We start from the raw sequence: 15,834 nt of genomic DNA, 5'->3' as shown, positions 1-15,834 counted from the left end.
GGCGGTCAGGTCAAGTATGCTGCCCGCCAGTCACTCACAGAATGTAAAAGGACCGGGAATGACGGCGAAGTATCTGCAAATTGCGCGGGAAATAAAAAAACGCATCATCAGCCAGCAGTATCCTTCCAGCGCGCCGCTACCCGACCAGTTTGCGCTGGCGGCGGAGTTCAACACCAGCCGGATGACCATCCAGCAGGCGATGCGCCAGTTAATCGTCGAAGGGCTTATCTATACTCGCAAAGGGCAGGGCACCTTTGTGCGGAAAAATTTCCTTCAGCTGTCGCAGTGGGAGCTGCCCGGCAGCGACTATTTCGGCGCCACCAAAACCTGGGAACATCTTGGCGAGGTGCAAAGCGAAGTGGTGCGCTTCGAGGTGCGTTTTCCCACTGAGAAGGAGCAGAGTTCGCTGCTGATCGACGCCGATGCCCCGGTATATGACTTTGTCCGCCTGCGGCTGCTCAACGGCGAGCCGGTGTCGCTGGATTTGACGGTCATGCCGGTGGGGCTGGTGCCGGGGTTAACCAAAAGCCATCTTGAGGGTTCGGTGTTTCGCTACGTGCAGGAGACGCTGGGGCTGAAGCTGATGGGATCTTACCGCGTGGTGCGGGCGATGAAGCCGGACGAACTGGATAAACAGCATCTTCACTGCGAGGCCACCGATCCGGTGCTGGAGGTGGAACAGGTTATCTATCTGGAAGACGGCACGCCGCTGGAGTACGCCCACTGCCACTATCGCTACGACCACGGCGGGATTATTCTGGTGAATAACGGCTAGACCGGGGGACCCTGCCGGCGCAGCGCTCAACAGGGCCACGGTGTTGTCAGGTTTAGTCAGCCGCAGCCCGGGACAATACAGATAAAAAAACGGCGGGCCTGATGCCCGCCGTTTTTCTTGTCATGCAGAACTTAGTTCAGACGCACCGGCATACCGGAGCGGTTCTGGATAGCCTGCTCAACCACGCTCTGATCGACATCAGACTGGCTGGTGATCGCCTGTACCGGCTGAGTCAGGGTAATAGGCACGATCTCGCCGCCCTGGAACTGGGCTTCGGTGGTCGACAGCGGGTTATGAACCTCGATGTAACGGCTGCCGTCCGGCTCGGTGGTGGCTTTTACCGGCTCATCGATAAACTGCACGCGGGTGCCGACCGGCACGTTCTCAAACAGGAATTTGATGTCATCGTTGCGCAGACGCACGCAGCCGTGGCTCACGCGCAGGCCGATACCGAAGTTAGCGTTGGTACCGTGGATGGCGTACAGGCGGCCGATATACAGCGCGTACAGACCCATCGGGTTATCCGGACCGGCCGGTACGACGGCAGGCAGCGGGTTGCCGGCGGCAGCGTATTCCGCATGCATCTTGGCGGTCGGGGTCCAGGTCGGGCCAGCCTTCTTACGTTCGACTTTGGTGGTCCAGTTGATTGGCGTATCTTTACCCAACTGGCCGATGCCGATCGGCAGAACGATCACGGTATTGGTGCCTTTCGGGTAGTAGTACAGACGCATTTCCGCGCTGTTGATGATGATCCCTTCATGCACGGTATCCGGCAGGATCAGCTGCTGAGGGATGTTCAGGACGCTACCGCCCTTCGGCAGATAGGTATCCACCCCCGGGTTGGCTTCCAGCATGTTGGAAAGCCCCATCTGATATTTGGCCGCGAAGTATTCCAGCGGCTGCTTGTTATCATCCGGAATGGTGATGACCTGGTTCTGACCAACCAAACGGCTGCCATCGGTTGGCAAAGGATAGGTGACAGCAGACGCTGTATTGCAAAAGCCTACGATGGCGAAGGCTGCCGCTAAGAGTGTAGATAATTTCATAGTTTTTAATGTCGTGTGCGAAATCAACGCCACACAGGCCTTTGTTAATGATTGAGACAGTAGATGGGAGCGCATTATATGTGCATTCCGCTGAACAGGTAAATCAGATGTGTACGAAATCACATTTTTTTCCCTGTCGCCTCGGCTGCCGCGCCCTGGCGTTGGGGGCGACAGGGGTTAGTCTTCCAGCAGCCGGGCCTGCAGCGCGACGCGGGCCGGGGCGGTGAGCTGATACTCTTCCGCCAGCCAGGCGTCGACATTGCCATAGCGCTGCTGAATGGCCGACAGCGCGGCGGCGAGATAGGACTCTTTCACCGTCAGGATGTCCGCCAGGCTCTGGCGCCCCTGGGCCGTCAGGTCGTTGCCAAGCATCTCCAGCATCCAGGCCTCCACCTGCGTCAGCATGCCATGGGTGAGGAGATACTCCTCCATCACCGTCTCGCTGTCGCATCCGACGGCGAACAGGGTTAACGCGCAGCCGACGCCGGTGCGATCTTTACCGACCGCGCAGTGTTGCAGCAAGGCGCCGTCGAAAGGGGTCGTCAGCCACGCGGCGAGCTGGCGATAGGCCGGGTTGTTAAACGGCAGCTGGCGATAGAGTTGCAGCATAAACTGCTCGCCGTTCAGCGCATTAAGGGTGGCGGCATTCAGCTCGGTGACCTTCGCATTGACCTCGCCGAGCGGCGGATTGGCCGGCGCGTTGAGATAGTGGGTGAGCGGGCTCAGTTTGTCCGGGGTGCGCTGCACTTCACCGGGGTCGCGGTAGTCGAGCACCCGGCTGAGCGGCAGGGTATCCAGGTGGTTGAGATCCTCAGCCGTTAGCCGGTTTAGCGCGCCGGAGCGCAGCAGCTTGCCGCTGCGTACCCGGCGTCCGTCGGCGGTGCGCTGGCCGCCCAGGTCGCGAAAATTGATGCCGCCCTGCAGGGATAAAAAGGCCGGATGTCGCGGTAGGCTGGTGGTCATGGTACTCCTCATCATCACGTACAGAATAACGGTTTGCGCGCAGGTCTCTGGCGCATCTGACAAAGACCATAGCACAAGCGCCGCGGCGGAATTTACCGCAGACCGTGAAAAGTGCGTCATTTACTGGCATAATGTCTGCTGTATCACACCCCTCATACTCTTTTTTCAGGATATCCCCGTGCTAGTATCCAGCAACGTTACCATGCAGTTTGGCAGTAAGCCGCTGTTCGAAAATATCTCCGTTAAATTTGGCGGCGGCAACCGTTATGGTCTGATCGGCGCCAACGGCAGCGGTAAATCGACCTTTATGAAGATCCTCGGCGGCGATCTCGAACCGACGCTGGGCAACGTTTCTCTCGACCCGAACGAGCGCATCGGTAAGCTGCGTCAGGATCAGTTCGCCTTTGAAGCGTTCACCGTGCTGGATACGGTGATCATGGGCCACAGCGAGCTGTGGGAAGTGAAGCAGGAGCGCGATCGCATCTACGCCCTCGCTGAGATGAGCGAAGAAGATGGCTATAAAGTGGCCGACCTGGAAGTTAAATATGGCGAAATGGACGGCTACTCTGCTGAAGCGCGCGCGGGCGAACTGCTGCTGGGCGTGGGCATTCCGGTTGAACAACATTACGGCCCGATGAGCGAAGTCGCCCCGGGCTGGAAGCTGCGCGTCCTGCTGGCACAGGCGCTGTTCTCTAACCCGGACATTCTGTTGCTCGACGAACCGACCAACAACCTGGACATCGACACCATTCGCTGGCTGGAGCAGACGCTGAACGACCGCGACAGCACGATGATTATCATCTCGCACGACCGTCACTTCCTGAACATGGTCTGTACGCACATGGCGGATCTGGACTACGGCGAGCTGCGCGTCTATCCGGGCAACTACGACGAATACATGACGGCGGCCACCCAGGCGCGTGAGCGTCTGCTGGCGGACAACGCCAAGAAAAAAGCGCAGATTGCCGACCTGCAGTCTTTCGTTAGCCGCTTCAGCGCCAACGCCTCTAAATCGCGTCAGGCCACCTCGCGCGCCCGTCAGATTGACAAGATCAAGCTGGAAGAGGTTAAAGCCTCCAGCCGTCAGAACCCGTTTATCCGCTTCGAGCAGGACAAGAAACTGTTCCGTAACGCGCTGGAAGTGGAAGCCCTCACCAAAGGCTTTGAAGAAGGTCCGCTGTTCAAAAACGTCAACCTGCTGCTGGAAGTGGGCGAGAAGATTGCCATTCTGGGCGCCAACGGTGTGGGTAAATCCACGATGCTGAAAACCCTGGTGGGCGAACTGCAGCCCGATAACGGCACCGTGAAATGGTCTGAAAACGCGCAACTTGGCTACTACGCGCAGGATCATGAATACGAGTTCGAAAACGACCTGACGGTCTTCGAGTGGATGAGCCAGTGGAAACAGGAAGGCGACGACGAGCAGGCGGTGCGCAGTATCCTTGGTCGACTGCTGTTTAGCCAGGATGACATCAAGAAGCCGGCGAAAGTACTGTCCGGTGGTGAGAAGGGGCGGATGCTGTTTGGTAAGCTGATGATGCAGAAGCCAAACATCCTGATCATGGACGAACCGACCAACCACCTGGATATGGAATCCATCGAATCGCTGAACATGGCGCTGGAGATGTATCAGGGTACCCTGATATTCGTCTCCCACGACAGAGAGTTCGTCAGCTCGCTGGCCACCCGCGTGCTGGAGATTACCCCGGAACGGGTGATCGACTTCAGCGGCAACTACGAAGACTACCTGCGCAGCAAAGGTATCGAGTAATCCCTCTTCGTTACCCGGGTAGCGGCTACGCCTTACCCGGGCTACGCCTGGTATGGGATCTGTAGGCCCGTGCAAGCGTAGCGCCGCCGGGCAATAACCGCGGGTAAAGAGCCACTTTCGCGCCGGATGGCGGCTGCGCCTTATCCGGCCTACGGTCGGTGCTATTGTGAGCTTAAGAGCCCTATCTTGTACCCATGGTTACTGAAACTGTCCGTTACCGGGCTACCAAACCGCACAGTGCTGTAGCCCCGGTAAGCGGTAGCGACACCGTGGATTTTGAGGCCACCAGTTTGTAGCCCGGATTAGCGTAGCGCAATCCGGGAACATCATTAAATCCAGGCCGGGCAAGGCGTAAGCCGCCGCCCGGCATATCGCTTAGCGCCTCCACTCCGTTCCTTCAACGCCATTCACCAGCAGTTTGCGTTTTTCTCCCGCCGGTAATGACAGCTTCAGCGCTTTCCAGGCCGGGCGATAGTTGCCGCGGGCGTTGACCTTCAGGTTGATGGTGCTGCTGTCGCACGCCATTTCCCACTCCAGCCATAGCGCATCGCCCTGTTTATAGCCCCAGCTTTCGCCGTCATCCTCAAACAGCAGACCCGAAGAGGTCCCGACGCCTTTCAGCGGGAACAGCTGCAGTTCGCGACGATCGTCCTGTTGCGCCGCAACATGACGGATGCGCTCGCTGAGCGGCAATCCGGCCCCGGCGCGGACCAGCAGCGGCAGCTTTTCCAGCGGCGCGTCGAGGGTGACCCACTGGCCGCCGGCGAACCACTGGTGGCTGTAGAAATCATACCAGCCGGCCTGATTATCCGGCAGCCACACCTCACGCTGACGGGCGCCAGGCTCGACCACGCTGGCCACCAGCAGGTCGCGCCCCAGCAGGAAGTCATCGCATTCGGCGAAGGTCTGCGCGTCGTGTTGATGATCGAGGAAGGTCGGGCGCAGCATCGGCTCGTCGTCAGCATGCGCCTGCCACAGCAGGGTATACAGATAGGGCAGCAGGCGGTAGCGCAGCTCAATCGCGGAACGAATGGCCGGGGTAACGGCCGGATACATCCAGGCTTCGTTGACCGTCTGGTCGTCATTCCATGAGTGAATGGTAAAGCGCGGGTGCATCACGCCGTTTTGTACCCAGCGCACAAACAGCTCCGGCTCCGGTTTATCGCCGGAGAAACCGCCGACGTCGTGACCGACGTTAAACAGCCCGGAAAGGCTCATGCCCAGCCCCATGCGGATGTTATAGCGCAGCGTATCCCAGTTGGTGCGGTTATCGCCGCTCCAGGTCTGGACGTAGCGCTGCATCCCGGCGCAGCCGGAGCGGGAGATGAGATACGGGCGCTTTTCCGGCGCAAAGCGCTGCTGGGCTTCCATCGAGGCGCGCATCATCAGCAGCGGCATCACCGGGCGAATATGCTTGATGGCGATTTCGCGGCCAAAGCCGTAGCAGCGCGCTTCGCCGTCCCACACCTCATACTCGTTATTATCGTTCCAGGTCGAATCAATGCCCATCTCCAGCAGCTGGCTGGTGACCCCTTCCTGCCACCAGGCCACGGTTTGCGGATTGGTGAAGTCGAGGTGCGATCCTTCATCGTCCCAGAAGCTGGAGCGCTCCGGAGCGTCGGTTTGCGAATCGCGAACGAAAAGGCCGCGCTCCGCCACCTCGCCATAGCGCGGATGGTCCTGCAGCAGGCAGGGTTTGATATTGGCGGCCAGCTTCAGCCCGGCGTCGTGAAACGACTGGCTCATCACTTTCGGCTGCGGCACCTTGTCGTAGTTCCAGTTAAAGACGTAGCGCTTGCCGTTAATCGAGGTATAGCCGGATGAGAGCTGGAACGAATCGCACGGAATAGCGTGCTCATCGCACAGGCGGATGAAGTTCATCAGCTGATTTTGCGCATCCGGCGCGTCGGTGTAGTGCATGGTCGAGCCGCTGTAGCCGAGGCTCCATTTTGGCCCGAACAGGGTTTTGCCGGTCAGACGTACAAAGGCTTTGGTGACATCCAGCACCTGTTTACCGGTGAACAGGTAGTAATCGATATCGCCGGCTTCCGCCTGCCAGCGGCGGTAGGCGGTGTGGTAGTTGTCGATTTCGTTACCCAAATCCAGCCAGCAGCTGCTCAGGTTGTCGTAAAACAGACCATAGCTGACGTCGCTGCGTTGGGTGATGGTGAACGGAATATGTTTATACAGCGGGTCGGTGCTGGCGGCGTTGTAGCCCATAGCGTCGAGGTTGCGCATCTCATAACGCTTACCGGTGCGCTGCAGATCGCCGGCCTTTTCGCCCAGACCATAGAAACGCTCGTCTTTCCGGCGGCTCAGATAGTGGGCGACGCCGTCGCCGTGGGCATTGGCCAGATAGGCGCTGGTGGGGCGGTCGTTAGCAAGCAGCTGCCATTCCCCGGCGTCGTCGCAATAGCTCCACTCCAGCCACAGCGGCTGATGGACGGTGACGCGCAGCTGGCGGGTGGCGATGGTCAGCGTATCGCCCTCCTGTGTCAGCTGCCAGGCCGGGAGACTAAAACCGCTGAGGTCATCCCGGGCGCGGCCTTCCCACGGCACATCCTGCTGCGGAGCGATACTCCAGGTGCGATCCAGCGCCAGCTGGCCCTGGCGTTTCAGCAGCACGCGGAATAAATTCTCTTCCAGTACGTACAGGCACAGGGTGTGCTGGCCATCGACCGTCAGTTCAACGTGATGCTCCAGCTGTTGATGTAAACTCCAGTGTTTCAACGTTTTCATATCTTACATCCACTCTCAGGCGCGCTTGGCGCGACGTTCAGCAATAAATGCCACCAGGAAAACGGCGCCAATCAGGTCAAAGAAACCCATGGCGATGAACAGCGGGTTGAAGCCAATTTTGTCGGCGGTCACCCCGATTAATAACGAGAACAGGAAGCTGGCGATCCACGCCGCGGATCCGCGCATACCGTTTACCGTCGCCATTTGTCCCTTGTCGAACGACTCCACCACCAGCGCGCTGAGCATGCAGGAGATGATCTGATGTCCGAAGCCGCCAATGGAGATCAGGACGATGGTGATATAGGGATCGCGGGTGATAGCGACGAGGGCCAGGGAGATCATCAGAAATGCGCCGGTCACCGAGCTGGCGATCACTGAGTTGACTCGCGTACAGCCGAACCAGCGAACGTACAGGCGGGTGAGGTAGCCGCTGACCACGCTGCCGAGGTCGGCGGCGAGGAAAGGCAGCCAGGCGAACATGGCGATCTGCTTGAGATCCATGCCGTGCTCTTTGGCCAGGTACAGCGGTACCCAGAAGCTCAGCACCGCCCAGGCGGGCTCGGCCATAAACGCGGGAATGGCGATCCCGTAGAAACGTTTATTCTTCGAGACGGTTTTGAGTGCAGTAAAGAAGGGCTGTTTCACCGGTGGCGCTTCGTTATCCTGCTTGATGTACTCCAGCTCGCTTTTGCTGAGGTTGGGGTGCTTTTCCGGGTTCTGATAGAAGGCCCACCACAGCACCACCCACAGCAGGGCCAGCGCGCCGGTAAACATAAACGCCCCCTGCCAGCCGAAGGAAGCGTGGGCGAAGTAGATGATCGGCGGGGCGAGCATTGCGCCGATAGAGAACCCGACGCCAGCCCAGCCGGCGGCGATTGGCCGTTCAGACTTCGGGAACCACTCGCCGATGGTCTTGGCGTTGGCCGGGGTGGCGGCCGCCTCGGCCCCGCCCATAAAGAAGCGCAATATCGCCAGGTGCAGCCAGCTGCCGGCCCCGGCGTGGGCGATACAGGCCAGCGCCCACAAGGTGGCGCAGATCATAAACCCGAGCTTCAGGCCGATGACGTCGATAAGCCAGCCACAGAGCGGCTGGAAAATCGTGTAAGCCAGCTGAAACGCGCCGACGATCCAGGAATATTGTTCGGTGGTAATGCCGAGCGTCGCTTTCAGTTCCGGGGCGATAATCCCCAGCGAGTTGCGTGTGATGTAGTTGACGGTGACGCCAAGTAAAAACAGGACCAGCACCCACCAGCGCAGGTTTTTTACCACCCGGCGCGTTTTGCTGACCGCGATATCATTGTTGAGGCCTTGACTCATAGCACACTCCACATGACGTTAGTAGGGGGAAAGTGACGACCTCAATCCTTGAGTGGCCACGTAGTGTTATTAACTATTTGAATAGTCTATTTTTTTTATCTCAACATCATTGGTATAACTAGTATGGGAGATGTTGGACCAATTCAGGCTAAGGGAGAAAAAACGGCGGGCAAAGTGCTATTTATGCAAGTTTTTTCATGAAATGACCGGGATCTCAAATTTTGCGCTGTCATTTGCTTACAGTGAGCGCTTTGGCGATTATGAAAATTCTTTCATTTTCCAATCGGAGCTGGATCACAAAATGGATAAAAAGCTGCGCGTCGCCGAAATCGCTGCCCGCACTGGGCTGTCGGCCAGTACCGTTTCGCGCGTCCTGGCCGGAAAGGCGAATACCAGCGACAAGGCGCGCCGGGCGGTGCTGGAGTGCGCCCGCGAGCTGGGGGTCATGCAGGGGCTGGCCGCCGGGCGTCTGCTGCTCAATAATCTGCTGGTGTTTGCCCCGCAGCGCGCCTTCGATGAGCGGTCGGATATCTTCTACTACCGGGTGATCCAGAGCATCAATAACGCGCTGGCGGCGCATGAAGTGCGCCTGCGCTACTGCGCGCTGGACGAAAACGACAGTGACGCCAATCTGTTTCTTGCCCGCATGAACGAAGCGGAAACCCAGGCCGCGGTGCTGCTGGGGATCGACGATCCGCATATTCATGGCCTGGCGGCGGATCTGGGTAAACCCTGCGTCTTGATCAACTGTCGGGATGAAGGGATGCGGTTGCCGTCCATTGCCCCCGATCATCGTTTGATTGGCCAGTGCGCCGCCCGCTATCTGTTTGATATGGGGCATCGGGTGGTGATGAACGTCATGTGTTTGCGCCGCTATACCATGGAGCTGCGGCTGGATGGGATCGAGGAGGCGTGGCGCGCGCGCAATTTGCGCTTTACCGCCAGCCGGGATCTCATCAGCGTCGCCAACTTTAGCGCCAGAGAGACCGAAGAGCAGGTGGGGGCCTGGCTTGATGGCTTACAGGGCAGGCCATTGCCCACCGCCTTCCTGGTGGGCGGCGATTTCATGGCCGCCGGCACGGTCAGCGCATTGCAAAAGCGCGGCCTGCGGGTGCCGCAGGATGTCTCGGTGATGAGCATCGACGGGTTTAATCTGGCGGCGATCCAGGAGGTGCCGCTGACCGCGGTGCATGTGCCGCGGGATGAACTGGGCAGCGAGGCGGTGCATCTCCTGCAGCAGCGCCTGCTGCGCCCGGAGGCGCCGCACGGTTCGCTGCTGCTGCACGGCACGCTGGTGGTGCGCGATTCGGTACGGCGGATCCGGCCGGGCAAAGGCCATACCGCCGTGGAGCCGCAGGGGCTGTATGACAATTAAACCGGGATACCCAGCGCCCGCTTGCCGTGGATGTTCAGATCTTCCAGAGTGAAGCGCCCCTGCCAGCTGGCCTCATAGTCCTCGCGCGGGAAATCCCCCGGCGAGGCCCCTTTTTCCAGAGCAATTTTCACTTTCTGCGCGTAGGCGAGGTTCTTTTCGCACATCGGCGCTGCCGGAATGTACATCACATTGCCCCAGCCCTGCTGATTTTCCACCGGCGCCACCGAGTGAATGACGTCGCAGTGCCACCAGACGGAATCGCCAGCGTTCAGCGCCGGAATCGAACTGAGGGCTTTGATCAGCAGCGGGTGCCACTGCTCAGAGATCGGCAGTACTCTGCCCGGCGCGACGCCGCACAGCTCATCTTCCGGCACATCGTCAAGCAGTGGGCGCAGTAGAACATAAGCCATCGCCTCGGGGATCGGCACCACGTGCAGTAGCCCCTGACCCGGGATCATGTCCGACAGCGCGGTCCAGCCCTGGAAAGTGCGGAACACTGAGCATTTGGTGGTGTTGTCGACGGTGTACTCTTCCACTTCAGTACGGTGCGCGGCGTCCCACGGATCGTAAGCGTCGACATGACCGTTAAACACGTTGGCGAAGACCTGCTGGTAGGCGGGGAGCAGCCAGCGCTCCAGCGCACCGGAATCGGTATGCGCGCCCAGCCCCTTCGAGGTGGTTCCCGGCGGACGGCGGCGAATGCGGTCAGGGTAAATGACGCTGACGTCCGGATCGAACCAGCGCTTGCCGTCCTGCTCAAAGCGCCACAGGCGGTTGAGGAAGGACTGCGCCGCCGCCATTTCATCGCTCTGGCGGGCCTGCATTTGCGAGGGCGACCAGTAGATGGGATAGATTTCCGGCCGCGAAGCCTCCAGCGTACCGAAGAAGCTGTCGCCTGGCCCTTTGTAGACCTCGTCGAAATGGTTCAGATCCAGATATTCCAGCATCGCGGTATCCCACGCCAACGCCTGTTCGCGCGGAAAGTGGCCTTTGATCACCGCGCAGCCCCGGCGCTTAATGGCCGCGCGCTGGGCATCGCTCACGGTTCCCTCGGCGATATCGCGGAACGGAATGGTTGGCCAGACCTCCTGGCCTGCGGCTTTCAGCGTCTCAATCTCCTGCAGGCGCTCGCTGATGCGCGCTGAGAGCTTATCGAACACCGCCTGGACGTCGCCGATTTGCGCCCGCAGCGCCTGCTTCATCTGGCGAATCGCCGCTTTGTGGTCGGCGGGGAGTGTTTCGTGGGTCGGGAGAGCAGCCATAATAACCTCGCTGTATCTTTCATTCGAAAGTATTAAATCTTACAAACGTTAATTTAAGTTAAAATGAAGTTAATGCAAGTTTAAAATCTTGCTGCGGCGCACAAAATGGACAAGCCGGGGCGCGCAGCCCCGGAGAGAGGTCAATCGTTGAAGGGAGCGCTGTTATCGAGGACGGCCTGAATGACGTTCAGCGCGCCGTCATGGTTATTATCGTCGGTCGCGTATCCGGCGATAGCCTTAATGCTGTCGGCGGCGTTACCCATGGCGAAAGCGTATTTCACCAGCTTCAGCATTTCGGCGTCGTTGCCGCTGTCGCCGATGGCCACGCACTGCTGCGGCGACAGGTTCCAGCGCTTGAGCAGGCGGCTGATGCCGTTGGCTTTATGCAGGCCGGGAATAATCAAATCGACAAAGCCAAAGCCGCTGGTGACCGGCTTCATAATGCCGTCGAGCGACACGTGCAGTTTATCGATCAGCTGCGGGATCTCACTGTCCGGCAGGTTCAGAGAGAATTTGAACAGCGTATCGTCGATGGCGTGATAGTCGCTTACCCGCTGCAGACGGTGGTAGTGCTTTGACATCAGGTCGACGAAGGCATCCGGGGCGTTATCGCTGACGTAAGCGCTCTGCAGGCCGCAGGCGACGAAGTTCAGCTGCGGATCTTTGAGTAGTTCGCCAATCACCACCTGCGATTCGTGGTGGGTCAGTTCGCCGTGGAACAGCTGCTTACCATGCGCAAAGACCAGTGCGCCGTTTTCGGCGACGAATGAGATCTGCTCGCGGATCTCCGGGAAGAAGGAGATCAGCTGATAGTACTGGTTGCCGCTGGCGACAACGAATTCAATGCCGCGCTGCTGCAGCTGGGCGAATTGCGCCAGAAACCGTGCGCGATCGTAGGTTTTGGCGTCATTGAGAAAAGTTCCGTCCATATCGGTGACGATAACTTTAACGGTCATAAGGGGGTGCTCCTGGCTTAACTTCGACCAGTAACATTCTAATTACAATGTGATGGGGAGCACAAATTTATTTCGAATGAAAGTTCATGCATTCAGAAAATGCCGGGAGGCGGCGTTGCCTTTCCCGGCCTGCAGGACAGGGAAGGCCCGCTAAGCGTCGCGCCAGCGGGCCTGAGGGGTTAGAGCGTATGCTCGGTACGGGCGATGATATCGTCCTGGGTATCCGGCGACAGGGCGGTAAAGAACGCCGAGTACCCGGCGACGCGCACCACCAAATCGCGGTACTGGTCGGGGTGTTTCTTCGCCTCCAGCAGCGTGTCGCGCGAGACAATGTTGTACTGGATATGCCAGCCTTTATGCACCTCGAAGAAGGTGCGCAGCAGCACCATCAGCTTCTGCTTATCGGACTCGTTCTCCAGGGTGGACGGATTCAGCTTCTGATTAAGCAGCACGCCGCCGAGGATCGCCCCGGTGGGCAGTTTACCCACCGAACTGATGACCGCCGTCGGCCCCAGATGGTCGGTTCCGGAAGCCGGGCTGGCCCCTTCCGCCAGCGGGGTGTGCGCTTTACGGCCATCCGGCGTCGCCATGGTCTGCGCGCCGAACGGCACGTTGGCGGAGATAGACGACGTGCCGGCGTAATAGTTGCCGCCGATCGGGCCGCGGCCATAGCGCGGGTTGTGATACTGCTTCAGCTCGTCGATATAGGTCTGGTAGGCCCGCGCCAGCAACGTGTCCACGCTGTCATCATCGTTACCGTACTTCGGCGCGCCGTTGATCAACCGCTGGCGCAGCTGCTCGTGGGTCAGGCCGTCGAAATCTTCCGCCAGCGCCTTCGCCAGCTCCTGCTGGCCGATAACGCCCTGATCGAAGACCAGCTTTTTCACCGCCGCCAGGCTGTTGCCGAGGTTGGCGATGCCCACCTGCAGACCGGACACCCAGTCATATTTCGCGCCGCCTTGCTTGATACTCTTCGCCCGTTCGATGCAGTCGTCCACCAGCGCCGAACAGAGAATATCGTGGACGTTCTCTTCCAGCATGGTATCGACCACGTACTCAATCTCAATCGACTTACGGGTGTAGTAGCGGATCTGGCGGTCCCAGTCGGCCAGCACCTCGTCGAAGTTAGCGAAGTTGCCTTTCGACAGGGCGTGCTCCTGCGGCAGAAACACCTGGCCGCTGGTGGCATCGCGGCCGCCTTCCAGCGTCGCCAGCATCACCCGCGCGAAGTTGATAAAGCTCATGCCGGTGCAGCGATAGCCCCATTTGCCGCCGACCGCGGTTTCGATACAGCCGATGGCCGCATAATCGTAGGCGTCCTGCGGCTCAATACCCAGCTTGATAAATTCCGGGATCACGATTTCGTCGTTATTAAACGCTGGCATACCGAAGCCGCAGCGGATCACCTGGACGCAGGCGTCGAGGAAATCGTTGCTCATTCCGGCGTGGTAGCGCACGCTGAGGTTCGGCTGGGTCGAACGCAGACGACCGCAGGATTCCAGGATGGCATACGACAGCGGGTTGACCGCGTCCTGCGGCTGGCCATCCACCAGGTTCTGGCCGCCGATGGTGACGTTCTGATACAGCGGGCTGCCGGCCGAGGCCTTGGAGTGCGAGCCGGAGCGGATCTTGTTAACCTCCAGCAGCTTCAGCCAGCAGCTGTGCAGCAGCTCAATGGCCTGTTCGCGATCCAACGATTGCTGCAGCTCAACGTCGCGGCGGTAGTACGGATAGAGGTACTGGTCCATGCGGCCAAACGAGACCGAGTGGCCATTGGATTCAATCTGCAGGATCAGCTGAATGAAGTAGCACAGCTGCAGCGCCTGCCAGAAGGTCTTCGGCGGCTCATGGGCGATGATGTCGCAGTTTTCGGCAATCGTCAGCAGCTCCTCGCGGCGTGCGTCACGGGATTCTGCCGTCGCCATCTCGCGCGCCAGCGCGGCGAAGCGTTTGCTGTGGTCGCTGACCGCCGCCAGCACAATATCAATCGCTTTCAGGAATTGTTCGCCGTGCAGGTCTTCCAGCACCGTCAGATTGATGCGCGACCGGCGTTCGGCGACTTTCGCGCGCAGGCCGTCCAGGCCTTTCTCCAGCAGCAGCGGGTAGTTGACCGCCAGGTGGGCGTCGCCGGAGGTCATATTGCCCTCTGCCTTAATAATGCCGGTGGCGAGCAGCGCTTTCTGCTCATCGGTAAACATGCCGTAGCAGCGGTCCTGTACGGTCTGGCCGCGCCACCACGGGCACACTTCATGCAGCACGCGCTTGTTCTCTTCGCTGACCGCGAAGCCGGCGCCGGGGCGGTCGGCGAGATCGTCGATCTCTTTTTCGATCCAGCTGACGGTGTATTCCGGGAAGATCGGCGCGGCGCGCACTTCGCTGGCCTGGTTGCCGACGATCAGCTCATCGTGCTTGATCCAGATGGTGCGCTCGGCAAGGTGATGCGCCAGCGCCAGGGCACGACGCACCGGGATTGGCTTATCAAGATGCTGCTGATACATCTCGGTGTAGTGGCGGGCGCGTTCGGTACAGACCGGTGGCTTGACAATATGCACCAGCGCCATTTTATGGGCCTGGATGCGGGCGCTGAGGGTGTTGAGTTTCAGAGTCGTCATAAGGTTATCCTCGTAAGATCGCCGTTAGCCCCTTGCTCCGCGCATAATCCTGCGCAAAGGCGAGCAGCTCGGGAGCATCCAGCGGTTTATCCGGTGCGGTGTAGGGCTGACTGAGTAACTGGTATTTATTCATTCCCAGCGTGTGGTAGGGCAGGAAATGGATTTCGCTGACCCGCAGGCGGTCGGCGGCAAAATCAGTGATGGCGGTGATGTCGGCTTCGCTGGCGTTGAATCCCTGGATTAACGGCACGCGAATGATCATGTTTTTCCCCGCCTGCGCCAGACGCTGCAGGTTGTCCAGCACCCGGCGGACGCTGCCGTCGGTCCACTGCCGGAAAACGGCCTCGTCGACATGCTTCAGGTCGGCGAGAAACAGGTCGACGAAGGGTAAAGCCGGTTCAATGTATTTCCAGGGGACGTGCAGGCAGGTTTCCACAGCAGTATGGATCCCTGCCTGATGGCTGGCCTCGAACAGGGCCCGCGCCAGGCCCGGATTCATAAAGGGTTCGCCGCCGGAAAGGGTGATGCCGCCGCCGCTGCGATCGTAAAAGGGTTTATCGCGCAGCACCGTCGCCATGATCTCCTCGACGCTCTTCTCTTCGCCGCACACCGTGAGCGCGGTGGTGGGGCAGCAGTCGCGCAGCGCGGCGATATGGCTGTCGTTAACGTGTTGCCGGTGAATGATCAGGCCATCGAGGGTGCGGGTGATAACCGCCGGCGCCGCCTGCTGGCACAGCTCGCAGCCGGCAAGGCACAGGCGCGGGTCATACAGCAGGTCTTCGCTGCGGGCGCGGCTCTCCGGATTCTGGCACCAGCGGCAGCCCAGCGAGCAGCCTTTCAGGAAGACGACGGTGCGGATCCCTGGGCCGTCATGGGTGGAATAGCGCTGGATATTGAAGATCATGGCTTACCCTCTTGTTTGCGTATGAATATAAAAACACCTTCGAATGAAAGTTATATTGACGCAAATCAACAAGCGGGATGGGGATAAGTCAGAGGGGAGAAAATAACGAGAGCG

General features: G+C 59.5%; 10 protein-coding genes and 1 pseudogene. 3 read left to right on the top strand and 8 right to left on the bottom strand.

Annotation, left to right across the window (positions count from 1 at the left end):
• Positions 1-58: 58 nt before the first annotated feature.
• Entirely contained in the window at positions 59-775 is a 717-nt protein-coding gene (locus ACQUTI_RS09985; protein ID WP_428923253.1) for a GntR family transcriptional regulator, read from the top strand.
• Between the two features lie 131 nt (positions 776-906).
• Here ACQUTI_RS09985 and ldtB read toward each other — a convergent pair whose 3' ends face one another.
• Positions 907-1,821 (bottom strand): L,D-transpeptidase, encoded by a 915-nt coding sequence (gene ldtB / locus ACQUTI_RS09980; protein WP_004886230.1) that lies wholly within the window; start codon positions 1,819-1,821, stop codon positions 907-909.
• A gap of 177 nt (positions 1,822-1,998) precedes the next feature.
• Positions 1,999-2,914 (bottom strand): annotated as a pseudogene (locus ACQUTI_RS09975) (tyrosine-protein phosphatase).
• A gap of 48 nt (positions 2,915-2,962) precedes the next feature.
• Here ACQUTI_RS09975 and ACQUTI_RS09970 point away from each other — a divergent pair.
• Complete coding sequence (locus tag ACQUTI_RS09970) at positions 2,963-4,555, top strand: ABC-F family ATPase (RefSeq protein ID WP_004886235.1); 1,593 nt, start codon at positions 2,963-2,965, stop codon at positions 4,553-4,555.
• Positions 4,556-4,930: 375 nt separating this feature from the next.
• On the opposite strand, the gene ACQUTI_RS09965 is transcribed toward ACQUTI_RS09970, so the two are convergent.
• Both ACQUTI_RS09965 and ACQUTI_RS09960 read right to left on the bottom strand, forming a co-directional pair.
• Entirely contained in the window at positions 4,931-7,294 is a 2,364-nt protein-coding gene (locus ACQUTI_RS09965; protein ID WP_428923252.1) for a TIM-barrel domain-containing protein, read from the bottom strand.
• Positions 7,295-7,309: 15 nt separating this feature from the next.
• Positions 7,310-8,611, bottom strand: coding sequence for an MFS transporter (locus tag ACQUTI_RS09960; protein ID WP_004886240.1), 1,302 nt, complete (start codon positions 8,609-8,611; stop codon positions 7,310-7,312).
• A gap of 301 nt (positions 8,612-8,912) precedes the next feature.
• On the opposite strand from ACQUTI_RS09960, the gene ACQUTI_RS09955 reads away from it, so the two are divergent.
• A complete protein-coding gene (locus ACQUTI_RS09955) occupies positions 8,913-9,986 on the top strand; it encodes a LacI family DNA-binding transcriptional regulator (protein ID WP_428923251.1) in 1,074 nt (357 codons plus the stop codon).
• Here the strand turns inward: ACQUTI_RS09955 and ACQUTI_RS09950 are convergent.
• The 4 genes from ACQUTI_RS09950 to ACQUTI_RS09935 all read right to left on the bottom strand — a co-directional run bounded on the left by ACQUTI_RS09950 (position 9,983) and on the right by ACQUTI_RS09935 (position 15,720).
• The gene (locus ACQUTI_RS09950; protein ID WP_017900150.1) at positions 9,983-11,248 is read right to left on the bottom strand and encodes a DUF1479 domain-containing protein; all 1,266 of its coding nucleotides are present in this window, start codon (positions 11,246-11,248) and stop codon (positions 9,983-9,985) included. The genes ACQUTI_RS09955 and ACQUTI_RS09950 overlap by 4 nt on opposite strands.
• A gap of 140 nt (positions 11,249-11,388) precedes the next feature.
• Positions 11,389-12,204, bottom strand: a complete 816-nt coding sequence (locus tag ACQUTI_RS09945) for a Cof-type HAD-IIB family hydrolase (RefSeq protein ID WP_004886250.1) — start codon at positions 12,202-12,204, stop codon at positions 11,389-11,391.
• Between the two features lie 179 nt (positions 12,205-12,383).
• Positions 12,384-14,816: a formate C-acetyltransferase/glycerol dehydratase family glycyl radical enzyme gene (locus ACQUTI_RS09940; protein ID WP_004886253.1), complete on the bottom strand. Its 2,433-nt coding sequence runs from the start codon at positions 14,814-14,816 to the stop codon at positions 12,384-12,386.
• Positions 14,817-14,820: 4 nt separating this feature from the next.
• Positions 14,821-15,720 (bottom strand): glycyl-radical enzyme activating protein, encoded by a 900-nt coding sequence (locus ACQUTI_RS09935; RefSeq protein ID WP_219713694.1) that lies wholly within the window; start codon positions 15,718-15,720, stop codon positions 14,821-14,823.
• Positions 15,721-15,834: the final 114 nt, after the last annotated feature.

The organism is Klebsiella sp. 7-CIP_Kleb. (genome assembly GCF_050378655.1).
GTDB lineage: Bacteria > Pseudomonadota > Gammaproteobacteria > Enterobacterales > Enterobacteriaceae > Klebsiella > Klebsiella quasipneumoniae.
The sequence above is the reverse complement of the archived record's forward strand: the minus strand, read 5'-3'. Positions and strand labels throughout refer to the sequence as shown.